The sequence below is a fragment of the Streptococcus sp. DTU_2020_1000888_1_SI_GRL_NUU_041A genome (genome assembly GCF_032387735.1).
Lineage (GTDB): Bacteria > Bacillota > Bacilli > Lactobacillales > Streptococcaceae > Streptococcus > Streptococcus sanguinis.
On record NZ_CP135591.1, the window covers coordinates 1,119,826 to 1,142,806 of the forward strand.

Genomic DNA, 22,981 nt, shown 5'->3' on the forward strand with positions numbered 1-22,981 from the left:
CTTGCTTAGTTTGAAGCTTCAGTCTGAGTGTTGGTTGCTGTATCTGCAGCAGAGCTAGAGGCAGTAGTGTCGCCTGCTGCTGTATCAGCCGTAGAGCTAGACGCACTAGTCTCAACTGCTGTTGCATCACTGCTGGAAGCAGCTGTATCAGTTGCAGTTGTTGAAGCAGGGCTGCTTGTTTCTTTTTCGATTTCCTTGATAATAGTAGTCGTTGCAGTAGAGCTACTGGTATCAGTTTTTGATTTTTCATCCTTATGGCCAGTCAGATTCATGATCGTGATGCTGGCAATGATGATGGACAAGATACTGGCAACCGTTGCAATAGTCTTTTGGAAGGCTGAAAGTCCAGTTTTAATATGCTGTTTAGTAGGTTTTTTAGATGATTTTGTCTTATTTTTATTGCTGCGAGAATAGTTTTCCATGCTCGAAAGAATCTCCTTTTAAAATTTCAATGATTTCTTATCTCTCATTATACGTTTTTTATCTGAAAATGTCTTAAAAAAATCAAATTTTTATCTATGAAAACGCACACAGAATATTGCTGTTAAGAAAAGAAGCTGCTCAAATTTTGGTTGAGCAGCTTCTTGAGCTAGAATAGCAAAGTAATCACGCCTTCTCATCTTGGAGTGCCGCTTGAGCGACAGCTAGCCTAGCTGCTGGAACTCGATAAGGAGAGCAGGAGACATAGGTGACGCCAATTTCTTGGAAGAAGGGGATGGAAGCAGGATCGCCACCGACCTCGCCACAAATGCCGATAGGAAGTTCAGGCTTGACTTGACGCCCTTTGCGGATAGCTATCCGCATCAATTCACCAACGCCGTCTTGATCGACAGTTTGGAAAGGATCAAAAGGAAGGATTTCTTTCTCTTTGTAGTGGCCGATGAATTTTCCAATATCGTCCCGTGAGAAACCGTAGGTCATCTGGGTCAGATCGTTAGTACCAAAGCTGAAGAAGTCTGCTTCCTGAGCCAGCTGGTCTGCAACCAGACAGGCGCGCGGAAGTTCAATCATGGTGCCAATTTCATAAGGGAAAGGCTCCAGACCTTGATGCCTAAAGAATTTGTTGATATGTTGGTTGAGAACGGCTTTGACAGAGTCCAGCTCGGCTTTGTCTGCAATCAGCGGAATCATGATTTCTGGCTTGACAGTCAATCCTTCCTGACTCAGCTTGATAGCACTCTTGAAGAGGGCTTCGACCTGCATCTTGTAAATCTCTGGTTGCGTAATCCCCAGACGACAGCCGCGGTGGCCTAGCATAGGATTGCTTTCTTGCAGCTGCTCAATGTGGCGAGTCAGTTTTTCTGGTGACTTGTGCAGCTTGTCAGCTAAAGCCTTGATTTCCTGTGAATCTTTAGGTAGAAATTCATGCATAGGCGGATCCAAAAGACGGATAATCATAGGTTTGTCTTGAACTGCTTTGAACATTTGATAGAAGTCTTCTTCTTGGAACTCCAGCAGTTTTTTGAGGGCGGATCTGGTTTCCAATTCGTTGTCGGCTAGAATTAGGCGCCGCATTTCTAGAATCCGTTCCTGGCCAAAGAACATGTGTTCGGTACGAGCCAGACCAATACCCTTTGCCCCAAACTTAATAGCTGTTTTTAGATCTTGAACGGTCTCTGCGTTGGCACGGACTTTGAGCTGTGCGACTTCGTCTGCCCATGAAAGCAGTCGTTGGAGTTCTTGGTCATTTTCGACTAGGACGGTCGGAATCTCACCGCTATAAATGCGCCCAGAGCTGCCATCAACTGAAATGACGTCACCTTCGGTCAAGACAAGATTTCCGCAGGAAACGGTTTTGCTATCCTCGCTGATGGTCAGCTCACTGCAGCCAGCCACACAGCAGGTTCCCATTCCCCGAGCTACGACAGCTGCGTGAGAGGTCATACCGCCCTGACTGGTCACGATGGCTTGGCTGACGACCATACCCTCAATGTCTTCAGGTGAAGTTTCCTGTCGTACTAGAATGACCTTTTTACCCAAGGAGTGGTAGTCTTTGGCGCGCTCAGCTGTAAAGACAATCTCGCCAGTTGCAGCACCAGGGCTGGCTGGCAGTCCTTGAGCCAAGAAAGGAGCATCTTGCAGAGCTTTTTCTTCAAATACAGGATGGATGAGTTGGCTAATCGTAGCAGGAGATACGCGCTGGAGAGCTTCTTTTTTGCTGATAATGCCCTCGTCTACCAGATCTAAGGCGATTTTCAAAGATGCCTTGGCAGTCCGTTTACCGTTTCTAGTTTGGAGAATATAGAGTTTACCCTTTTCGATGGTAAATTCAATATCTTGCATGTCCTTGTAGTGGTTTTCGAGAATCTTAGCATAATCTTGGAAGGCTGCATAGGCCTTAGGGAGAGCTGTCTCAAGTGCAGCAATAGGCTCAGGGGTTCGAATGCCGGCTACGACATCCTCTCCTTGTGCATTGAGCAAAAATTCGCCAAATAGCTGATGCTCACCACTGGCAGGGTTTCTAGTAAAGACGACTCCTGTACCACTGGCTTGGTCGCTATTTCCGAAAACCATGGCTTGGACATTTACCGCTGTTCCTAAGTCATGAGGAATATCATTCAAGTTGCGGTAGACCTGAGCTCGGGGATTATTCCAAGACTTGAAGACTGCCTTGATAGCAGCATAGAGTTGCTCTTTAGAGCTTTGCGGGAAGGTTTGATGATGCTCACGATAAAGCTGCTTGTACTGGTCGATTAATGCTTGATGTTCTTCCAATGTAAAATCCTTAGCCTGTTTGCCAGCATTCCTTTCAAAATATCCCAAGAGGTCATCGAACTCGTCTTTGGAAATGCCATAAACCACATCAGCAAACATTTGCAGCAGACGTCGGTAGCAGTTGTAGGCAAAGTCAGCATTGGTCTGCTCAGCCAGAGTCTGGGTTCTTAAATCGTTTAGACCTAGATTGAGAATAGTGTCCATCATGCCGGGCATGGAAAACTTGGCTCCGCTTCGAACAGACACTAAGAGCAAGGCTGAGTCGTTGCCACTGAAATATTTACCTGTTTTTTCTTCTAATTCAGTAACCGCTTTCAAAACATCTTCTTTTAAAGAAGATTCAAAGAAATAAGGACTTTCTAAATATTCGATACAGCTTTCTGTGGTAATAGTAAAACCTGGAGGGACAGGCAGTCCCAAATTGGTCATTTCAGCTAGATTGGCTCCTTTTCCGCCAAGCAAAGCCTTGTCATCTGCACATCCTTCCTCGAAGGAGTAAATCCATTTCGCCATATTTACCTCCAAAATTATGAAATATGTGTCATATTGTAGGACAACTACATTGTAATATACATCACATATATTTGTCAACAGAAAAAAGCATCCTGTTTTATTGACATTTTTTCTTTTTTTGCTATAATGTGTTACAAAATGATGATTATTTAAACGTCTGAAAATGAAATATGAGCAATAATTCCTAAATTTTAATCGAAATCAGGCTAATCATCTATTATAAAGAACGAAGGAGTCAGACCTATTTGAAATTAAGTGAACGGCAAAAGAAAATTGTAGAAATTGTTAAAGAACACCAGCCACTCAGCGGCGAGAAAATTTCAGAATTACTCGATATTTCTCGAGCGACTCTGCGTTCGGATCTGTCTTTTCTGACCTTGGTTGGGATTTTGAAGGCTACGCCTAAAGTTGGTTACACATACTCAGGCTCGGATTTAGAGACGCTTTTCTTTTTCGATACCTTTCGAAAGGAAGTGGCAGAGATTATGACTTCGCCTGTTTTGGTATCTCATGATTCCTTTATTCAAGATGCCATTATTACCTTATTTATGTATGATGCGGATGTTCTCTATGTCATTGATGAGCATAAGCTGCTCTTGGGGATTTTGTCGCGTAAGGACTTGCTGCGGGCTTCGCTCAATACTAACATTGATAGCACTCCCGTAGCGGTCTGCATGACCCGAATGCCCCATATAAAAACTTGCTACAAGGATATGAATATTTTGGAAGCGGCAGCGGTTTTGCAGGATTTTGCGATTGATTCACTGCCGGTAGTGGATAAGGATAATGAGCGTAAAATTTTAGGAACTGTGACCAAGTCAGCTCTGCTGGACTATATTATTCAAGAGGCCAGAAGCGCTGAGGTTAATAGATAAGAGGAATAAATATGAAGAAAGAAATTATTGTTTACAGCATTTCGGATTCTTTGGGGGGGACTTCGCAGAAGCTGTTGTCTGCAGTGACAGCCCAGTACCCAGATATTATTTTTAATAACAGCTATCGTTTCCCATTTATCAACAAGGAAGAAGAATTGCTGGAAATTCTACGTGATGCCATCAAGGATGATGCCCTTGTCATCAGTACACTGGTTGATGGCAACTTGGCAGCAGCTGCTAGGGAGTTCAGTAAGTCCAATGGCCTTGCTTATCTGGATTTGATGCATCCATTTTTTGAGATTATCAGAGAAAAGACGGGCACCAGTCCTATAGAGGTGCCGGGTACTCTGCACCGGCTAGACACTGAGTATTTTAATAAAATCTCTGCTATTGAGTTTGCAGTCAAATACGACGATGGCAAGGCACCACAAGGATTTTTAGATTCAGACTTGGTCCTCTTGGGTGTCTCACGTACTTCTAAAACGCCACTCAGTATTTATCTGGCTAATAAAGGCTATAAGGTTTCTAACCTGCCTTTGATTCCAGAAGTCCCTCTGCCTCAAGTTTTGGATAAGGTTGATCCGGAGCGGATTATCGGCCTTTTATGTGAGCCAGAAAAACTGTCTAAGATACGCAGTAATCGCTTGAATTCTCTGGGATTAACCCAGTCGACCAGCTACACGGATCTGGAAAAGATATACGAAGAACTAGACTACTCAAAAGAAGTCTTTAAAAAGTATCGGGCTCATGTCATCAATATCACCGATAAGTCAATCGAGGAGACGGCTTTCTTGATTGAAGATCATTTGAAGAAATTGAGATAAGAGAGAAGATTGCAAAAAGCGGTTATAGAGTGAGGGCATATGATGGAGCAATATAAGCGTATTTTACTGAAAGAATTTGACAGTCGGCAGAAGGTCATTACAGAGCTGACCAACCTAGAGGCAATTTTGAATCTGCCCAAAGGAACGGAGCTGTATATCAGTGACATTCACGGGGAGTTTGCTGCATTTGACTATATTTTGAGAAGCTGTGCAGGTATCCTCAATGAGAAGATTAAGGACTGTTTTGGAGACAGCTTGTCAGAAGATCACAAAGACCGCCTGTCAGCGCTGGTTTCCTATCCTGAGCTTGTGCTGGGGGAAGAAACTAAAGGCAAAGACTGGTATCAGGAAACCATTCCCCAGCTCTTGAACTTGCTGGCTTTTGCAGGTGCCAAATACAGTCGGTCCAAGGTCAGAAAGGCCTTGCCGCCACAATATGCCTATATTATCGAGGAGTTGCTCTATAGTGACCGGGCTTTAGCTGATAAAAAATCCTATTTTGAGAATATCCTGACTTATGTGATTGAATTGCGGGAAGCGGTGCCTTTTATTCTAGGCTTGGCCCGAAGTATTCGGCAGTTGTTGATTGACCATCTGCATGTGGTTGGAGATATTTTTGACAGAGGAGCTGGCAGTGCTCAGGTCATGGATGAACTGCAGCATTTTCACTCGCTTGATATTCAGTGGGGCAATCACGACATTATCTGGATGGGAGCCTTTTTTGGCTCTAAGGCCTGCTTGCTCAATGTGCTGCGCATCGCAGCTCGCTACGGCTATCTCTGGGATATCGAGAAAGATTATGGTTTAAACCTACGCTCCTTGACTCTTTTTGCGGATAAGACTTACCAGTCTAATCCTAAGTTTAGACCCATTCTTGGAGGCAGAGAGCAGGAATTTTCAGATGAGGAAATTCTGCAGCTGGAAAAGGTTCACCAAGCCTTAGCGATTATCCAGTTCAAGCTGGAAAATCAACTCATCAAACGACGGCCTGAATTCCAGATGCAGGACCATGTCATGTTGGACAAGATTGACTATTGGGAAGAAAGCATTACGATTGACGATACTAAACATGCCCTGGTTAATACCTGCTTCCAAACTATCAATCCGGAAAATCCATCAGCTTTGACACCAGAAGAAAATCAAGCTGTAGACAGTATGCTGGCCTCATTCCAAAGTTCTCTAAAGATGGCTGAGCATATGAGTCTTCTGATGAACAAGGGCTCTATGTATAAGATTTACAACCAGCACTTGCTTTTTCACGGCTGCATCCCGCTGGAGCCGTCAGGAGAATTCCAGCCTTTCATTCTTAATCAAGCCCATTATGCGGGCAAGGAATTGCTGGATTTTTTTGAGTATCATATTCGACAGTCGGCCAAGAACAAGGAGGTGGGTGATGATTTGTCGACTGATTTGATTTGGTATTGCTGGAAAGGCAAGTTGTCTCCTCTGTTTGGCAAAGAAAAGATGACTACCTTGGAGCGCTATTTCATTGAAGATAAGGGCACCCACAAGGAAGTGGAAAATTCTTATTTTTCTTATCGTAATTCTGAGAAAGTCTGCCAGCTGATTTTGGAAGAATTTGGCCTCTTTTCTCAAGAGTCTAGGATGGTCAATGGTCATACTCCGGTTAAGACGGGCAAGGGAGAGTCGCCTATCCGTGGTGGTGGCTTGCTCTTTGTCATTGATGGTGGCCTCTGCAAGGCCTATCAGAAGAAGACTGGAACGGCTGGCTATTCACTGCTCAATAATTCCTATGGCTTCCAGTTGGTGACCCATCAGCCTTTCCAAAACGCTCAAAAAGTCGTTGAATCGCCGTTTGCTCAAACCTCCCTGAAAAAGGTAATTGAAAATGTAGAGGAACGAACCCTCATCAAATCTACTACCATCGGTCAGAGCTTGTTAGCTCAACAACAGGAACTCTTTGGCTTATTACATGAGTTTTATGACCGGTGAAGTTTAGCCCTAAGTTTTAGCAGAATTTAGGGCTTTTTCTTTCTTGTTCCAGTTTCTCTTTCGTGTTACAATAGGAGTATTGAAATTTTGAGGAAAGAACATGATTTATTTAGATAATTCAGCGACAACCAAGCCTTATCCCGAGGCTTTGGCCGCTTACACGGAAGTTGCTTCTAAAATCTGGGGAAATCCATCCAGTCTGCACAGTTTAGGCAATCAGGCAACCCGTCTCTTAGAAGCTTCACGCCGGCAAATAGCAGAGCTTTTAGGCAAGTCTTCGTCGGAGATTTTTTTTACGTCAGGAGGGACAGAAGGGGACAACTGGGTGGTTAAAGGAGTTGCTTTTGAAAAAGTTCCCTTTGGCAAACACATCATCGTATCCAACATTGAGCATCCCGCGGTTAAAGAATCAGCCCTCTGGTTGCAGAGTCAAGGTTTTGAAATAGATTTTGCCCCAGTTGATAAGGCAGGTTTTGTTGATGTAGACAAGCTAGCGGAGCTGATTCGACCAGACACCACTCTGATCTCCATCATGGCTGTCAATAATGAAATCGGCAGTATTCAGCTCATTCAGAAAATATCCGAACTGCTAGCAGATAAGCCGACCATTTCCTTTCATGTGGATGCTGTACAGGCTATTACGAAGATTCCGACGGCTGCTTATCTGACGGATCGTGTGGATTTTGCGACATTTTCCAGTCATAAATTTCACGGTCTTCGGGGGGTAGGCTTTGTCTATATCAAGTCTGGCAAGAAAATCAGTCCCCTCTTGACTGGTGGCGGCCAGGAGTCGGATAAGCGCTCTACAACAGAAAATTTAGCTGGTATTGCAGCGACAGCCAAGGCTCTGCGTTTGTCCATGGAAAAGCAAGAAGCATTTGCCCAGCGGACGGCTCAGATGAAGAAGATTCTCCTTGAAGAGCTGCAGAAGTATCCAGATGTGGTGATTTTCTCAGGCATGGAAAATTTTGCGCCTCATATACTAACCTTTGGTATCAAGGGAGTGCGGGGTGAAGTCGTCGTTCATGCATTTGAAGACTACGAGATCTATATCTCGACTACTAGTGCTTGCTCTTCTAAGGCCGGTAAGCCAGCAGGAACCCTAATCGCTATGGGCGTTGAGAAATCTCTCGCTCAGACTGCTGTTCGTATCAGTTTGGATCTTGACAGTGATATGAGCCAGATGGAGCAGTTTTTGACAACCTTTAAAATCATTTACGAAAAAACCAGAAAAGTAAGGTAAACAATGCAATATTCAGAAATTATGGTGCGCTACGGTGAGCTGTCTACTAAGGGCAAGAACCGCATGCGCTTTATCAACAAACTCAAACGCAATATCCAGGCTGTTTTGTCAGTCTATCCCAAAGTCCATGTCAAGGCTGACCGTGACCGAACTCATGTCTATCTGCACGGAACAGACTATCAGCCGGTCGCTGAGTCGCTCAAGCAGATTTTTGGAATTCAGAATTTTTCACCGTCTTATAAAATTGAAAAATCTGTTCCAGCCCTAATCGAAGCTGTCCAATCCATCATGAAAGAAGTCTATCAAGAGGGTATGACCTTTAAGATTACCAGCAAGCGCAGTGACCACAGCTTTGAATTGGATAGCCGCGAGCTTAACCAGACGCTTGGTGATGCTGTTTTTGAAGCCATTCCAAATGTTCAGGTCAAGATGAAAGCGCCGGATATTGAGCTACGTGTCGAGATCCGTGAAGAAGCGGCCTATATCTCTTACGAGACAATTCGTGGTGCTGGAGGTCTGCCAGTCGGGACTTCAGGCAAGGGCATGCTCATGCTGTCTGGTGGGATCGACTCACCGGTGGCTGGTTATCTAGCTCTCAAGCGCGGTGTAGATATCGAGGCGGTTCACTTTGCCAGTTCGCCTTATACCAGTCCAGGTTCGTTGAAAAAGGCTCAAGATTTGACTCGCAAACTGACCAAGTTTGGTGGCAATATTCAGTTTATCGAAGTCCCTTTTACAGAGATTCAGGAGGAAATCAAGGCTAAAGCTCCAGAAGCCTACCTGATGACACTGACTCGTCGCTTTATGATGCGCATTACAGACCGGATTCGGGAGGAGCGGGGCGCTCAAGTCATTATCAATGGAGAAAGTCTTGGTCAGGTGGCAAGTCAAACCATCGAAAGTATGCAGGCTATCAACGCAGTGACCAATACACCGGTTATCCGTCCTGTCGTGACGATGGACAAGCTGGAAATCATTGAGATTGCAGAGAAAATTGATACTTTCCAAATCTCTATCCAGCCATTTGAAGACTGCTGTACTATTTTTGCTCCAGACCGTCCTAAGACCAATCCGAAAATCAAGAATGCTGAGAAGTACGAAACTTACCTAGATGTTGAAGGCTTGGTTGAGCGCGCTGTTGCAGGCATCATGATTACAGAAATCACACCACAAGCAGTGGCTGATGAAGTTGACGAGCTGATTGAGGGGCTGTTGTAAAAGCGAGAATGAAGTTGTCTTTGTGCATCAGCGGATAAAATCTAAAGATAATCCTTGAAAATCCGTTTTCATAAGATGAAAAAGCTTGCTAAAGAACTGTAGAAGTGCTATACTTATAGAGTTGACTATGCACATTCCTGTGCAACCGCACGAACATCGTTGCTCGTCGTATAACAAATTTAAACTTCATCATTGTCGCCTTGCCTAACACAAGTTATGCCTTCGGCTCAATTCCTAGTTTATTCTTTGTTATACTTAGAGCTCTTCTCTTAAGTGGTTCGTCCCACGATGCTAGGCGAGTCTTCACAAAATCCGGGGAAACCCTAAAAATCATAGGAGGTGCATAATGAGCACATACGCAATCATTAAAACTGGCGGAAAACAAGTTAAAGTTGAAGTTGGTCAAGCAATCTACGTTGAAAAGTTGAACGCTGAAGCTGGTCAAGACGTTACTTTTGACGAAGTTGTTCTTGTTGGTGGTGAAAACACTGTTGTCGGAACTCCGCTTGTTGCTGGAGCTTCTGTTGTCGGAACTGTTGAAAAACAAGGCAAGCAAAAGAAGGTTGTTACTTACAAGTACAAACCTAAAAAAGGCAGCCATCGTAAACAAGGTCACCGTCAACCATATACAAAAGTTGTCATCAACGCTATCAACGCTTAATTTTAAGGAGATTAAATGATACAAGCAGTCTTTGAAAGAGCCGAAGATGGCGAACTGAGGCGTGCAGAAATCACAGGTCACGCCGCGAGTGGTGAATACGGCTTTGATGTCGTGTGTGCGTCCGTTTCGACGCTCGCCATTAATTTTGTCAATTCAGTTGAGAAATTCGCAGGCTACGAACCAAACTTAGAATTAAACGAAATAGAAGGCGGTTATCTGAAGGTTGAAATTCCTCAGGATATACCGTCGCACCAAAGAGAAATGACTCAGCTTTTCTTTGAATCATTTTTCTTAGGAATGGCAAACTTATCGGAGGACTCATCTGAGTTCGTCCAAACCAGAGTTATCACAGAAAACTAACACGGAGGAAAAACATTATGTTAAAAATGAATCTTGCTAACTTGCAATTATTCGCCCACAAAAAAGGTGGAGGTTCCACATCTAACGGACGTGATTCACAAGCGAAACGTCTGGGAGCTAAAGCAGCTGACGGTCAAACCGTAACAGGCGGCTCTATCCTTTACCGTCAACGCGGCACTCATATCCATGCAGGTGTCAATGTTGGACGCGGCGGAGATGATACTTTGTTCGCAAAGGTTGAAGGCGTAGTACGCTTTGAACGCAAAGGACGCGATAAGAAACAAGTTTCTGTTTACCCAATCGCTAAATAATTAATAAGAAATCCCCATGCTCGGATAATTGAGCATGGGGATTTCTTATTAGAGACGGCACGATAAAGCATTTGTTTAATGATTCATGATGATGCTCATCAATTTTAGCATAGAAACTCTGATAATATTCTAAAATTTTAATTTTTAGAATAATAAATATCTGAAATCGCTTGCAATTCCTATTTTTTATGTTATTCTATATAAAATAAATGCAATCATGTTTCTAAATCTAAAAAGATAAGGAGAAATTATGGAAAAAGAATCATTTAAACTTCCAGGCTTTTCATTGTACAAATTGAAAGTTGGATTAGCATCAGCAACTCTTCTATTTGCCTTTTCACAAGCTTCGCATGTTTTTGCAGACCAGGTTGGCACACCAGTTTCAAGTGGTATTGCAAAAACTGAAGCAGTAAGCTCTCCGATTGAAGCTGCTGGTACTGAAATTGCTGCTGATACGACGAAACCTGTTGTTGAAGAATCTACAGCGAAACCAGGAGATTTGATCGATGTCTCAAAAAATGTTTCACCTGTTGATGTCAAAGAAAGTCAAGAAGGCAATCAAACAGTCCGTGTAGAAACGTCGACTGTTGATGTTACAAAGACAGAAGTGGCTCCGGCAAAGGTTGATAAGGCGCCAGAGCCAATAACTAGACGTACTGAAAATACTTTATCTGGCACAGATGAAAATGGAAATCCCTATACGCAGTATGAGCGAGTAGATAAGACTACAACTATTACCTACACCTCAACGCCACCAACTGTGACAAAAGCTGGTTCAGCTGATATTGTATTTGTTGTTGACCGTTCAGGATCCATGGGCAGCACAATTGATATTGTTCGTACAAATATTAATGAATTTGTGCGAAATATTACTAAAGAGGGGATTACAGCCCGTTTTGGCTTGGCAACATTTAGTGATGAAGTCTACGGCCGTAATTCTGGCAGCAAAGATGAAGATACGGTTCTAACACGGTTTGGTTCATCTTATTTTACAACTGATCCGGCTGAGCTCGAAAAGGCATTGGCTGCGATTCGTATAGCGAGTGGAGGAGATACTCCAGAAACACCAACTCCTGCCCTGAACCAGATTATTTCGACCTATGATTGGTCTAAGTCATCTAAAAATAAGAAATTCGTCGTTTTATTGACAGATGCTGAAATGAAAGAAGATCCTTCAATTCCAACGGTTGCTGATACACTTGCTGCTCTAAAAGCTGCTGGTATAGAAAGAACCGTAGCGACGGTAAAAGCGATTGAGGGAATTTACAAAAATTTTGCAACAGAAGGCAGAGTGCTTGATATCGAAAATAACTTGGCTGATGCTCTGATAAAGGGAACCACTTCATGGATTGTTGAAAGTGTCAATGAAGCTCGTTACTATAAAATCATAAAAGATAGTTATCAATTCTATCTTGAGCGTCGTACTACAATGCCTACATCTACCGTCTACCATGTTCAGGCACCAACACTTTTGGCTAAATCAGAACAGTCTCTTCCTAAAACAGGAAGTAGCGAAAAGGCAGTCTATAGTGTTGAGGGGCTTGGTTTGCTTCTGGCTGGATTGGGACTAGGTATTAGTGTAAGAAAATCAAAAGAACAATAACCATCTGCTTATAAAAAATGAATTTTCTATTTGAGTGATTTTGAATAAAATAAATACCAGAAACGAAGACATACGTCCTCATTTCTGGTATTTTTCGTTATGGTGTAACTTCTTCATCTTTTATATTAACAACGCCATACCAATTTGCATAATAGGTCTTTCCATTGTAGTTGACAATAGTTTCCCTATAAAGTTCACCGTACTCACCAAAGTAATAATAGTACTTGCCAATCTTATAAAGTCCGTTTTTATAAGGTGTTCCATCTTCTCCAAAGTAATAAGTGTATTCAGAGTAACTAATAAATTTGTTTTTAGCCATTTCTCCGTAAGAATCAAAGAAGTATTGTTTGCCATCAACACTGTAAAGATTGATGACCCTTCGTCCTTTTTCGTCAAAATAATAGACCTTACCTGTTGGGCTGGTATAGAAGGAGTTTTTTAGATTTGTCGGAATTTGTTCTGCTGGGTCATCTTGAATTTTGTATGTATCTCCATATTGGTTTGCGAGATAGTATTTACCCTCGTGAAGTACGATTCTATTTTTAATTATTTCCCCAGACTCATCATAAAAAGCAGCAGGGAACTCACGCTTAGGAGCCTCCGGAACCTTGATAGGTCCTGGATCATCAAAGATAGTAGGGTCGTCCTCAATATCTGGTACACTAGGATCGTAAATACCAACTTCACGTCTAGAAGCCCAGTCAGGGATTGACTTGTTCTCCGCTCGAACTGTTCCGGTGGAAATCAAAGCAGAGGCCAAAGTCGCAGCAGAAGCGAGAGAGAGGCCCAGCCAATAGCGGCGGTTGAACATTGCTTTGGTGTTCTTTTCTTGTCTCATAGCAAATCCTTTCTATGCAACTGTTACTATAAGATTAAAGAATCTCATTTTTAACAGTTAGGTTATGTTATTTCTATAAAATTATACCTCTGTAACATTTCTATAATATTGTAATACTATTTCATTTTTATAGAGATTATATTACTAATTGGTGATAAAAACAAACAACAATTAGATAATATGTAAACGTTTACAAACATCGTTTTTTGTGCTATTATAGGGATGAAAGGAGAATGCCTATGATGAAAAGGTATAAATTGCTATTGGCACTTGCCTTATCATTGCTGGTTTTTTGGCCATTGGGAGCTATAAAGGCAGATACGGTTAATCAGCCACCGGAATCTGCTAACCAGTCTGAACAAGCAAGTGCTGCAGTTGTAACGGACTCTTCTGATAGTGGTGCAGGGGCTAGGGGCACACCAAGTCAGGATAGTCAGATTGCCGAAAAAGCCTTGCCAGTCTCTGATGCTCCGTCAGTTGCAGCTAATGAAACTGCTGCTTCAACCAAAGAAGGCAATACTGGTAATTTAGTAGAAGATTCTGCCAAACCAGCGACTGCTCAGGCTGCGGAAGTTTCCTCGAAAGCTAATCAAGATCAAGGTCAGGCTGAGACTGATGCACCGTCTGCTTCTAAGAGAGTGCGGGAGCTTGTGGCGGATATGACGCTTCGTCAGAAGATTACCCAGATGCTGATGCCAGACTTCAGAAAATGGCAGCAAGAGGGTCAAGCCGCCCAGTCCGATATGACGGAGCTTAATAAAGAAGTGGCAGAAGCGGTTGATAAATACGACTTTGGCGGAGTTATTCTTTTTGCTGAGAATGTGAAAGGAACTGCTCAAACCTTAGCCTTGACGCAGGCCCTGCAGCAAGCAGCTATCGGTAACCAAGCTAATAATGGTAAGTTGCCGCTCTTGCTCGCTATTGACCAAGAAGGTGGTATTGTCTATCGTTTGGGCAGCGGGACAGCTCTTCCCGGCAACATGGCAGTTGGCGCGACGCGTGATCCGGAATTGGCTAATCAAGCAGGTCAAATCATCGGACGGGAGCTATCGGCTCTAGGTTTGAATGTCAACTTTGCACCAGTTTTTGACACAAATAACAATCCGCAGAATCCCGTTATTGGTTTGCGTTCCTTCTCTTCAGATCCTAAGGTGGTTGCCCGTTTGGGAACGGCTATGATGGAGGGGATTCAGAAATACAATGTCGCAGTAGCGGCTAAGCATTTCCCTGGGCATGGCGATACGGCAGTAGATTCTCACACTGGTCTGCCTCTGGTAGATAAGTCCTATGCGGAGTTGGAAGCGCTGGAGTTGCTGCCCTTCAAGGCTGCCATTGACAAAAACGCTGACATGCTGATGACTGCCCATATTCAGTATCCTCAGATTGAAAAAGACTCGATTATATCTAAACAAACTGGGGAAACCATCTATATCCCTGCCACCTTGTCTGATGACATTATTACCGGCATTGTTCGCAAGAAATTTGGCTACAAGGGTGTGGTAGTGTCTGATGCTATGGGGATGGATGCGATTGCCAAAAACTTTGGAGAATCCGAAGCGGCTATCATGGCAATCAAATCAGGTGTAGATGTGGTGCTGATGCCAACTGTCTTACGAAGCAAGAGTGATTTGGCCAAGATTGATAAGATTATCAACGATATTGAACAGGCGGTTCAGAGAGGTGATATTCCAGTCAGCAGATTGGATGAGTCAGTGACTCGCATCTTGAATCTAAAAGAAAAACGAGGTATTTTAGACTTTGACCCATCTGAACGTACCCAAGCTAAGGCTGAAGCAACTGTTGGCTCAGAGTTAAACAGAGATACTGAACGAAAAATCGCTGCTAGTGCAGTGACCGTAGTTAAAAACGATGATACTGTTCTGCCCTTTAAGGTCAAATCTGGCGACAGAATTTTGATGCTAGCGGCTTATGACGATGAAGTACCTGGACTAGAGCTGGGTGTCAAGCGTCTGATAGCGGACGGAGTGATTCCAGCAGGTGTCACATATGAAGCGCTAAACTACAGCAAAACAACCAAGTTAGAAGATTTGAAAGGGAAGATTGACCAAGCAACTCACCTAGTCTTGATTTCTGAAATTGGTCGACAATCTCAACTAGCCAGCGATTTCTGGCTGACAAGAGTTCCGACAGAAGTTGTGGGCTATGCAAATGAAACTGGAAAACAAGCAGCTATCATGAGCATTTCTAAACCTTATGATGTAGCGAATTATCCTAATGCCAAGGCTATTGTAGCAGTTTATGGAAACAAGGGAATGGATCCAACCGAGTCTCTGAAGCCTGACAATGCCTTCGGACCTAATATCCCAGCTGGTGTGGAAGTCATTTTCAATGGTCAAAATCATGTTGGGAAGTTACCGGTAAATGTGCCGCGCATCAAGGATGGTATCATATCAGAGACAGAGGTGGCCTATCCTATCGGGCATGGTCTCTTTTACACCGATCCAGTTAAGGATATCAAAGTCAATGTCACTGCATCTGCTCAGCTAGATCAGCCTTTTACAGCTACCGTTACCCTGAGTGGACTAAACGGTCTAGAAAAAGAGGACTACCGTCTTGCTCTTAAGATGGATACTCAGCACTTCAGCATTCTCCCTAGTCCAGATTATACCATCTCTGGTGATACTGTTCTGATTTCTAAAAAAACCAATGATACCAATCCAGTTGAGATAGGCTTGAAAGGCTTAGTAGAAGGTCAGTTCAGTCCAGTACTTTCCCTAACCTTGATTGACAGTCAAGACAGAGCATTCAGCATGGGAGAAGGTTATTACAAGGAGCTTGTTCAGATTACTGCAGCTAGGCAGAGCATGGTTCCAGGTCAACAAAATCCTCCGCAGCTGAGTTTGCGTTCTGTTGAACCTGTAAGTTCTCGTCAGCAACTAAGTCAGCAGGCTACACAGGCTAGCCAGCTTCCTAAAACAGGAGATAGCAGCAGTTTGTTCTTAGTCTTGTTGGGTGCCTTGTTCTTGTTTGGGGCTGTCTATCTGTATGACTTGTCCTCTCGCAGACTATAAGCAATAAAAGAACGAGCGAGCAGTGTTGAAGAGCTCACAGTTTTACTTATTCTTGATAAAATAACAAAAAGGAAGAATCCAAAGTAACTTTGCAGTAAAAGCGGATTCTTCCTTTTTTATTTGGAGATTTGTAGGAATGCTGCAGCAGAGAGCTTTGCGAGTTTTCTAAAAATACGTAGGCTTGAATATTTTACTCGTCTGTCATCAGTTTACTATTTACTTTTTATACGCTTTTTGGTATAATAGTTCATGTTATAAAATGTAACATCAAAGGAGGTTCTATCCATGAAAGCATCTAAATGGCTGATTGCGACTGGAGTTGCACTGAGTGCCGGGCTATTGCTTACGGCTTGTAGCCAGTCTTCATCTAGCACAAATAATTATACTTACGTTTATAGTTCAGACCCTGACAGCTTGAACTATCTTGCTACAAACCGTGCAACGACAAATGATGTCATTTCCAACCTGGTCGATGGACTTTTTGAAAATGACGAGTACGGAAATCTGGTTCCCTCTATCGCGAAGTCATGGACAGTTTCTAAGGACGGTCTGACCTATACTTATAAGCTGCGTGATGATGCTAAATGGTACACATCCGATGGTGAAGAATATGCAGAAGTAAAAGCTCAGGACTTTGTGACTGGCTTGAAGTATGCAGCGGATGAAAATTCTGAAGCTATTTATCTCGTTCAGGACTCTGTGAAGGGCTTGGATGCTTATATCAAGGGTGAAGATAAGAATTTTGACAATGTTGGTGTCAAGGCTATTGACGACCATACTCTGCAATACACTCTGGCTCGCCCTGAGCCATATTGGAACTCTAAAACGACCAGCACGATTCTTTTTCCAGTCAATGAAGAGTTTCTGAAAGCAGAAGGAAGCAATTTTGGCTCAGTCAAGCCATCTAGCATCCTCTACAATGGTCCTTACTTGCTTAAGTCTCTGACTTCCAAGTCTGTGATGGAATTTGTCAAGAACCAAAACTACTATGACAAAGACAATGTTACTCTGGATAGTATCAAACTGACCTACTATGATGGAAATGATCAGGAAGCGCTGATTCGCAACTTCAGCGATGGCGTTTACAGCACGGCTCGTCTCTATCCGAATAGCTCTGGCTTTGCTTCAGTCAAGAAGAAATATGCGGACAATATCGTATACAGCCCGCAGGATTCTACTTCTTATTACTATAATTTCAACTACAACCGTCAGTCTTACAATCATACTTCTAAAACAACAGACGCTCAAAAATCTGCTACTAACGAAGCAATCATGAACAAGGACTTCCGTCAGGCTATTAACTTTGCCTTTGACCGTACATCTTATGGTGCGCAAGGAAATGGTGAAGACGGAGCGACTAAGGTCTTGAGAAACACCTTAGTGCCGCCTACTTTTGTTCAAATTGGCGACAAGGACTTTGGAACCGTTGTTGGGGAAAAATTAGTCAACTATGGTAGCCAATGGCAAGGAATTGATCTTTCTGACGCTCAAGATCCTTACTACAATCCTGAAAAAGCTAAGGCGAAATTTGCAGAAGCTAAGCAAGCCTTGCAGGCTAAAGGAGTTGAATTCCCAATTCACTTAGATATGCCTGTGGATCAGTCTAGCACGATTGGCGTTCAATGGGCTAGCTCAACTAAGCAGTCTATCGAATCGGCTCTTGGAGCAGAAAATGTCGTGATTGACCTGCAAAAGATGAGCACAGACGATCTTAATAATATCACCTATTTTGCTAATTCTGCTGCTCAGAAAGACTATGATATGTCTACTGGTGGCTGGACTGGTGACTACCAAGACCCATCTACCTACCTTGACACTCTTAATATCAAGAACGGTGGAAGCTTGCAAAACTTTGGTTTTGAACCTGGTCAAGACAATGATAAGATTAAAGAGCTAGGCTTGGATACATATACTAAGATGCTGGAAGAAGCCAATGCTGAAACCAACGATGTGCAGCTGCGTTACGAAAAGTATGCAGAAGCGGAAGCTTGGTTGCTAGATAGTGGCTTAATTATCCCGACTGTTTCACAAGGGGCAACGCCGTCGGTTACTAAATCAGTGCCATTTACAAAGGCCTACTCACCAGTTGGTGTCAAAGGTTCAGCTTACAACTTCAAGCTGACTCAGCTTCAGAAGGATGTTGTAACGACCAAAGAATATGAAGCTGCTAAGAAAAAATGGAAAGAAGAAGCTACTGCGGCAAATAAAAAAGCCCAGGAAGAACTTGCTGACCACGTTGAAAAATAAAAAACGATTCACTTAGCGACATTGGGGCTGGATTTTTCCAGCCCCTTTTTGAATGGCTTGACCGAGGTTTTTGTAGTAAAATAGAAAGAAATACTGGAAGGAAGTGAGACGGATGCAAATAGGAATTTATAGTGCATTGCCTGAGAAAGAAAAGCAAGTATTGTTTGAATTAGTTCAAGAGTGTAATAAGGTGGACGGAGGATATAGACTGCCCTACCTGGATAATAATTATAATGCAGATCCTGAAATGCCAGCCTTCTTCTTGGCTGAGATGGATGGCCAGACCATCGGCTTTTTATCAGTCTACGCGGATGAACCTGGCCAAGCTGAGGTTTCTCTCTATGTTCTGCCGATGTATCGCCGTCAGGGTGTGGCTAATCTGCTTCTGGCTGCTTTTGCAAAAGTAGCTGATCAGTATGATTTGACCGAGATTGAGTATGTAGCGGAGCTGGTCTTTTTGAATGGTCATCCCGATTTTGCTAGGAGATTTGATTACCAAACAGATGAAGCGGAAATTTGGCTGGCACAGCCTGCTCAAGCTTTTCCTCTGGAAGAAAGAGAAGGGATTGAGGTTTTGCAGGGGAGTTTGGACTTGGCTGAAGAGATTGCAGCCTTTCAGTCCCAAGTCTTTGAGACACCGCTAGATGTTGCCTTGAAATACGCCAGAGAAGCCGTTAGCAGTGGTTCCAGTCTGCTTTACATCTTGAAGAAAGATGGTAGAGTTGTAGCTTCTGTGTCGGTTGATACGGATTTTGGCACTAATTATTTCTTTGGCTTGGCGGTTAATCAAGATTTTCAAGGGCAGGGGTTAGGAAGTTATCTCTTGCTTGCAAGTATGCAGGATTTGAATAAACTCAATGGACAGGAGTTTCAGATTGTCGTAGAAAAGCAGAATACCCGAGCTTTGAAACTTTATAAAAAGCTAGGCTTCAAAGAGATGACAGAGGTTGTCTATCTAAAAGAAAAATAGCAAATTTGTCTCAGATTACTCATTAACTTAAAAGGAGAAACTGGCTTCTTACAGTTGGTTTCTTTTGTTCTGCCTTGGTTTATGGTATAATGAGACGATATGTAAAGAAGGAAAATATTATGAATATTCAACAATTGCGTTATGTGGTCGCCATTGCTAACAGTGGGACTTTTCGAGAAGCTGCGGAAAAAATGTATGTCAGTCAGCCTAGTCTGTCTATCTCTGTCCGTGATCTGGAAAAAGAGCTGGGTTTCAAGATTTTTCGTCGGACCAGCAGCGGGACTTTTCTGACACGCCGAGGAATGGAGTTTTATGAAAAGGCTCAAGACTTGGTCAAGGGTTTTGATGTTTTTCAAAATCAATATGCTAATCCTGAAGAGGAGCGGGATGAGTTTTCTATTGCCAGCCAGCACTATGATTTTCTGCCACCTTTGATTACACAATTTTCTCAGACCTATCCAGAGTATAAGAATTTCCGAATTTTTGAGTCAACAACCGTGCAGATTTTGGACGAAGTAGCGCAGGGCCATAGTGAAATTGGCATTATCTACCTCAATAATCAAAATACCAAGGGGATTATGCAGCGGGTGGAAAAGCTAGGCTTGGAAGTAATTGAGTTGATTCCTTTTCAGACCCACATTTACCTGCGGGAAGATCATCCTCTGACTCAGAAGAATGAGCTGGTCATGGAAGATTTAGCTGCCTTGCCAACTGTTCGTTTCACTCAGGAAAAGGACGAGTATCTCTATTATTCAGAGAATTTTGTCGATACCAGTGCCAGCTCACAGATGTTTAATGTGACGGACCGAGCGACTTTGAATGGGATTTTGGAGCGTACCGATGCTTATGCGACGGGGTCTGGCTTTTTGGACAGCAATAGTGTAAATGGTATTACTGTCATCAAGCTTCGTGACAACTTGGACAACCATATGGTCTATGTCAAGCGTGAAGATGTGGAGCTGACTCAGGTCGGGGAAGACTTTGTATCGGTTATGAAAGAGTATTTTGCACAGAAAAAATAAAGTATGAAAAGAAAAATTATTATTCCTTTTGCAGTCTTGGTTCTTATTGCTGTGGACCAGCTGGTTAAGTTGTATATCGTCAGCGATTTTAAGCTAGGGCAGGTCAAGAGTTTCATTCCTCGTCTGGTGAGCCTAACCCATCTCCAGAATACTGGTGCAGCCTTCTCCATGCTAGAAAATCAACAATGGCTCTTTACATTGGTGACATTTCTGGTTATCGGCGGAGCTGTTTACTACCTCATCAAGCACCTCCATGCCTCAAAGTGGATGCTGGCTGGGCTGACCTTGGTGATTGCTGGCGGTTTGGGGAACTTTATCGACCGGATACGTCAAGGTTTTGTTGTGGATATGTTTCAGTTAGATTTTATCAATTTTGCTATTTTCAATGTGGCGGATATGTATCTAACCTTTGGTGTAGCTATTTTACTGTTGATGATTTTGAAGGAAGAAAAAGATGGAAGTAAGAATTGAGGCTTCGGTAGCTGGTCAGCGATTGGACAAGGCGGTTGCCGAGCTGACAGACTTATCGCGGAGTTTGGCTAATGAGCAGATCAAGGACGGCCGGATTTTGGTCAATGGACAAGCCAAAAAAGCCAAATACGCTGTCAAAGAAGGCGATGTCATCTCCTATGAGCTGCCTGAGCCGGAAGTGGTTGAGTATGTGGCAGAGGATATTCCGCTAGAAATCGTCTATCAAGATGAGGACGTGGCAGTCGTCAATAAACCTCAAGGAATGGTGGTCCATCCTTCTGCGGGTCATACCAGCGGTACGCTAGTCAACGCGCTCATGTATCACATCAAAGACCTGTCTGGCATCAATGGAGTCCTAAGACCAGGGATTGTCCATCGGATTGACAAGGACACTTCTGGGCTTCTCATGATTGCTAAGAATGACCAAGCCCATGTGGCTCTGGCTGATGAGCTCAAGGATAAGAAATCCCTACGCAAGTATTGGGCTATTGTTCATGGAAATCTGTCTAATGACCGTGGAGTGATTGAAGCACCGATTGGGCGCAGTGAAAAAGACCGCAAGAAACAGGCCGTGACAGCCAAAGGCAAGCCTGCTCTGACGCGTTTCCAAGTCTTGGAACGTTTTGGTGACTATAGCTTGGTTGAGCTTCAGCTGGAAACAGGCCGAACCCATCAGATTCGCGTCCATATGGCCTACATCGAACACCCTGTGGCTGGAGATGAGGTTTATGGACCGCGCAAGACCCTAAAAGGACACGGCCAGTTTCTTCACGCACGAACGCTGGGCTTCACCCATCCTCGAACTGGTGAAGTTCTGGAATTTACAGCTGAAGTACCAGATATTTTCCAAGAAACCTTGGAAAAGCTGCGACAAAGATAGCAAGTTCATTTATTATTAAAATACAAATTTTCCTTTGACCGCTTCAATCGCGGTCGTTTTTATTTTCTGTAAATCGTGGTATAATAAGACAATCTAGCAGTGAAGGAAAAGGAAATGAAAGCAAAGCGAATCGTATTTAAGGTGGGGACTTCGTCATTGACCAACGCAGATGGCAGTCTGTCACGCGCCAAGGTAAAGGAAATTACTCGGCAGTTGGCACTCCTCCATGAGGCGGGGCATGAGTTAATCTTGGTCTCATCAGGAGCTATTGCGGCAGGTTTTTCTTCTCTGGGCTTTAAAAAGCGACCGACCAAGGTGGCGGATAAACAGGCTTCAGCTGCGGTTGGACAAGGCTTGCTCCTCGAGGAATATACAACTAATCTTCTTTTGAAGCAAATCATTTCTGCTCAGATTCTTTTGACCCAGGATGATTTTGCAGATAAGCGGCGTTACAAGAATGCCCATCAAGCCTTATCTGTCTTACTGAATCGCGGCGCTATTCCTATCATCAATGAAAATGACTCGGTGGCCATCGAGGAGCTCAAGGTCGGAGATAATGATACACTGAGTGCGCAAGTAGCAGCCATGGTTCAGGCGGACCTCTTGGTGCTTTTGACTGATGTAGATGGACTCTACACAGCCAATCCCTCTAACAATCCAGATGCCCGCCGGCTTGAAAAGATTGAGAAGATCAGCTCTGAGCTGATTGATATGGCTGGCGGTGCAGGAACGAGCAACGGAACTGGTGGCATGCTGACAAAGATTAAGGCAGCAACGTTGGCAACCATGTCTGGTGTTCCGGTCTATATCTGCTCCTCGCTCAAGACCGATGCTCTGCAGGAAGCTGCGGAGGAAACCAAGGATGGCAGTCTCTTTTTAGCCCAGGAAAAGGGTCTAAAAACGCAGAAGCAATGGCTTGCTTTCTATGCTAAAAGTCAAGGGGAAATCTATGTAGACCAAGGAGCAGCTGATGCTCTCAGAAATAAGGGAAAAAGTTTGTTGGTGTCTGGTCTTGTATCTGTATCGGGTAGCTTTGCCTATCAAGATACGGTGACGGTTTATGAAGAAGGCAGTGGAGCTATTCTTGGTAAAGGGCGCGTGCGTTTTGGCAAGTCTGCTCTTAAAGATATGCTCAAGTCCAATAAGCCTAAGGGTGTTGTCATTCATCGGGATGACTGGATCTCTTTGACGCCGGAGTTGAATGATTTATTTGCAGAATTTTAGAAGACGAGGAAAGGAGAAGCG

At 43.5% G+C, this 22,981-nt stretch carries 19 protein-coding genes and 1 other annotated feature; of the genes, 16 read left to right on the plus strand and 3 right to left on the minus strand.

What is annotated here, in order from left to right; translation table 11 throughout:
- Positions 1-5: 5 nt before the first annotated feature.
- Both RSK81_RS05425 and ppdK read right to left on the minus strand, forming a co-directional pair.
- Entirely contained in the window at positions 6-422 is a 417-nt protein-coding gene (locus RSK81_RS05425) for a DUF6556 family protein (RefSeq protein ID WP_002900470.1), read from the minus strand.
- Between the two features lie 184 nt (positions 423-606).
- Positions 607-3,228, minus strand: coding sequence for a pyruvate, phosphate dikinase (gene ppdK / locus RSK81_RS05430; RefSeq protein WP_002902827.1), 2,622 nt, complete (start codon positions 3,226-3,228; stop codon positions 607-609).
- A gap of 245 nt (positions 3,229-3,473) precedes the next feature.
- On the opposite strand from ppdK, the gene RSK81_RS05435 reads away from it, so the two are divergent.
- The 9 genes from RSK81_RS05435 to RSK81_RS05475 all read left to right on the plus strand — a co-directional run bounded on the left by RSK81_RS05435 (position 3,474) and on the right by RSK81_RS05475 (position 12,276).
- Complete coding sequence (locus RSK81_RS05435; protein ID WP_002900467.1) at positions 3,474-4,103, plus strand: CBS domain-containing protein; 630 nt, start codon at positions 3,474-3,476, stop codon at positions 4,101-4,103.
- A 5-nt stretch (positions 4,104-4,108) separates the two neighbouring features.
- On the plus strand, positions 4,109-4,927 hold the full coding sequence (locus tag RSK81_RS05440) for a pyruvate, water dikinase regulatory protein (protein ID WP_080555413.1): 819 nt from the start codon (positions 4,109-4,111) through the stop codon (positions 4,925-4,927).
- A gap of 42 nt (positions 4,928-4,969) precedes the next feature.
- Positions 4,970-6,880 carry a fructose-bisphosphatase class III gene (locus tag RSK81_RS05445; RefSeq protein WP_032909532.1) on the plus strand — a complete coding sequence of 637 codons (1,911 nt, stop codon included), beginning with the start codon at positions 4,970-4,972 and terminating at the stop codon, positions 6,878-6,880.
- A gap of 100 nt (positions 6,881-6,980) precedes the next feature.
- Complete coding sequence (locus tag RSK81_RS05450; RefSeq protein ID WP_002900464.1) at positions 6,981-8,123, plus strand: cysteine desulfurase family protein; 1,143 nt, start codon at positions 6,981-6,983, stop codon at positions 8,121-8,123.
- A 3-nt stretch (positions 8,124-8,126) separates the two neighbouring features.
- Positions 8,127-9,341: a tRNA uracil 4-sulfurtransferase ThiI gene (gene thiI / locus RSK81_RS05455; RefSeq protein WP_315687677.1), complete on the plus strand. Its 1,215-nt coding sequence runs from the start codon at positions 8,127-8,129 to the stop codon at positions 9,339-9,341.
- A 133-nt stretch (positions 9,342-9,474) separates the two neighbouring features.
- Positions 9,475-9,654: a sequence feature (ribosomal protein L21 leader region), on the plus strand.
- A 33-nt stretch (positions 9,655-9,687) separates the two neighbouring features.
- Positions 9,688-10,002 carry a 50S ribosomal protein L21 gene (rplU, locus tag RSK81_RS05460; protein ID WP_002904398.1) on the plus strand — a complete coding sequence of 105 codons (315 nt, stop codon included), beginning with the start codon at positions 9,688-9,690 and terminating at the stop codon, positions 10,000-10,002.
- Positions 10,003-10,017: 15 nt separating this feature from the next.
- Positions 10,018-10,362 (plus strand): ribosomal-processing cysteine protease Prp, encoded by a 345-nt coding sequence (locus RSK81_RS05465; protein ID WP_002900460.1) that lies wholly within the window; start codon positions 10,018-10,020, stop codon positions 10,360-10,362.
- A gap of 17 nt (positions 10,363-10,379) precedes the next feature.
- Positions 10,380-10,673, plus strand: a complete 294-nt coding sequence (gene rpmA / locus RSK81_RS05470; protein ID WP_002895619.1) for a 50S ribosomal protein L27 — start codon at positions 10,380-10,382, stop codon at positions 10,671-10,673.
- A gap of 250 nt (positions 10,674-10,923) precedes the next feature.
- Positions 10,924-12,276 (plus strand): vWA domain-containing protein, encoded by a 1,353-nt coding sequence (locus RSK81_RS05475; protein ID WP_315687680.1) that lies wholly within the window; start codon positions 10,924-10,926, stop codon positions 12,274-12,276.
- Positions 12,277-12,373: 97 nt separating this feature from the next.
- On the opposite strand, the gene RSK81_RS05480 is transcribed toward RSK81_RS05475, so the two are convergent.
- Positions 12,374-13,114, minus strand: a complete 741-nt coding sequence (locus tag RSK81_RS05480; RefSeq protein ID WP_315687681.1) for a hypothetical protein — start codon at positions 13,112-13,114, stop codon at positions 12,374-12,376.
- Positions 13,115-13,347: 233 nt separating this feature from the next.
- Between RSK81_RS05480 and RSK81_RS05485 the strand changes: the two genes are divergently transcribed.
- From RSK81_RS05485 to proB, 7 genes are all read left to right on the plus strand, one after another.
- The gene (locus RSK81_RS05485) at positions 13,348-16,146 is read left to right on the plus strand and encodes a glycoside hydrolase family 3 N-terminal domain-containing protein (protein ID WP_315687682.1); all 2,799 of its coding nucleotides are present in this window, start codon (positions 13,348-13,350) and stop codon (positions 16,144-16,146) included.
- 285 nt (positions 16,147-16,431) lie between these two features.
- A complete protein-coding gene (locus tag RSK81_RS05490; protein WP_101771300.1) occupies positions 16,432-18,393 on the plus strand; it encodes a peptide ABC transporter substrate-binding protein in 1,962 nt (653 codons plus the stop codon).
- 112 nt (positions 18,394-18,505) lie between these two features.
- Positions 18,506-19,363 carry a GNAT family N-acetyltransferase gene (locus RSK81_RS05495; protein WP_048773299.1) on the plus strand — a complete coding sequence of 286 codons (858 nt, stop codon included), beginning with the start codon at positions 18,506-18,508 and terminating at the stop codon, positions 19,361-19,363.
- Between the two features lie 119 nt (positions 19,364-19,482).
- Positions 19,483-20,385 (plus strand): LysR family transcriptional regulator, encoded by a 903-nt coding sequence (locus tag RSK81_RS05500; protein ID WP_032912458.1) that lies wholly within the window; start codon positions 19,483-19,485, stop codon positions 20,383-20,385.
- A 3-nt stretch (positions 20,386-20,388) separates the two neighbouring features.
- Complete coding sequence (gene lspA, locus RSK81_RS05505) at positions 20,389-20,856, plus strand: signal peptidase II (RefSeq protein WP_002909845.1); 468 nt, start codon at positions 20,389-20,391, stop codon at positions 20,854-20,856.
- Positions 20,840-21,736, plus strand: coding sequence for an RluA family pseudouridine synthase (locus RSK81_RS05510; protein WP_002909844.1), 897 nt, complete (start codon positions 20,840-20,842; stop codon positions 21,734-21,736). The genes lspA and RSK81_RS05510 overlap by 17 nt, the downstream gene beginning before the upstream one ends.
- Positions 21,737-21,850: 114 nt before the next feature.
- Entirely contained in the window at positions 21,851-22,960 is a 1,110-nt protein-coding gene (gene proB / locus RSK81_RS05515) for a glutamate 5-kinase (protein ID WP_032912457.1), read from the plus strand.
- Positions 22,961-22,981: the final 21 nt, after the last annotated feature.

Coding starts and splice junctions, on each gene's coding strand:
- RSK81_RS05425 (WP_002900470.1), bottom strand. CDS start 422: ATGGAAAACTATTCTCGCAGCAATAAAAATAAGACAAAATCATCTAAA.
- ppdK (WP_002902827.1), bottom strand. CDS start 3,228: ATGGCGAAATGGATTTACTCCTTCGAGGAAGGATGTGCAGATGACAAG.
- RSK81_RS05445 (WP_032909532.1), top strand. CDS start 4,970: ATGGAGCAATATAAGCGTATTTTACTGAAAGAATTTGACAGTCGGCAG.
- RSK81_RS05450 (WP_002900464.1), top strand. CDS start 6,981: ATGATTTATTTAGATAATTCAGCGACAACCAAGCCTTATCCCGAGGCT.
- thiI (WP_315687677.1), top strand. CDS start 8,127: ATGCAATATTCAGAAATTATGGTGCGCTACGGTGAGCTGTCTACTAAG.
- rplU (WP_002904398.1), top strand. CDS start 9,688: ATGAGCACATACGCAATCATTAAAACTGGCGGAAAACAAGTTAAAGTT.
- RSK81_RS05465 (WP_002900460.1), top strand. CDS start 10,018: ATGATACAAGCAGTCTTTGAAAGAGCCGAAGATGGCGAACTGAGGCGT.
- rpmA (WP_002895619.1), top strand. CDS start 10,380: ATGTTAAAAATGAATCTTGCTAACTTGCAATTATTCGCCCACAAAAAA.
- RSK81_RS05475 (WP_315687680.1), top strand. CDS start 10,924: ATGGAAAAAGAATCATTTAAACTTCCAGGCTTTTCATTGTACAAATTG.
- RSK81_RS05480 (WP_315687681.1), bottom strand. CDS start 13,114: ATGAGACAAGAAAAGAACACCAAAGCAATGTTCAACCGCCGCTATTGG.
- RSK81_RS05485 (WP_315687682.1), top strand. CDS start 13,348: ATGCCTATGATGAAAAGGTATAAATTGCTATTGGCACTTGCCTTATCA.
- RSK81_RS05490 (WP_101771300.1), top strand. CDS start 16,432: ATGAAAGCATCTAAATGGCTGATTGCGACTGGAGTTGCACTGAGTGCC.
- RSK81_RS05495 (WP_048773299.1), top strand. CDS start 18,506: ATGCAAATAGGAATTTATAGTGCATTGCCTGAGAAAGAAAAGCAAGTA.
- RSK81_RS05500 (WP_032912458.1), top strand. CDS start 19,483: ATGAATATTCAACAATTGCGTTATGTGGTCGCCATTGCTAACAGTGGG.
- lspA (WP_002909845.1), top strand. CDS start 20,389: ATGAAAAGAAAAATTATTATTCCTTTTGCAGTCTTGGTTCTTATTGCT.
- RSK81_RS05510 (WP_002909844.1), top strand. CDS start 20,840: ATGGAAGTAAGAATTGAGGCTTCGGTAGCTGGTCAGCGATTGGACAAG.
- proB (WP_032912457.1), top strand. CDS start 21,851: ATGAAAGCAAAGCGAATCGTATTTAAGGTGGGGACTTCGTCATTGACC.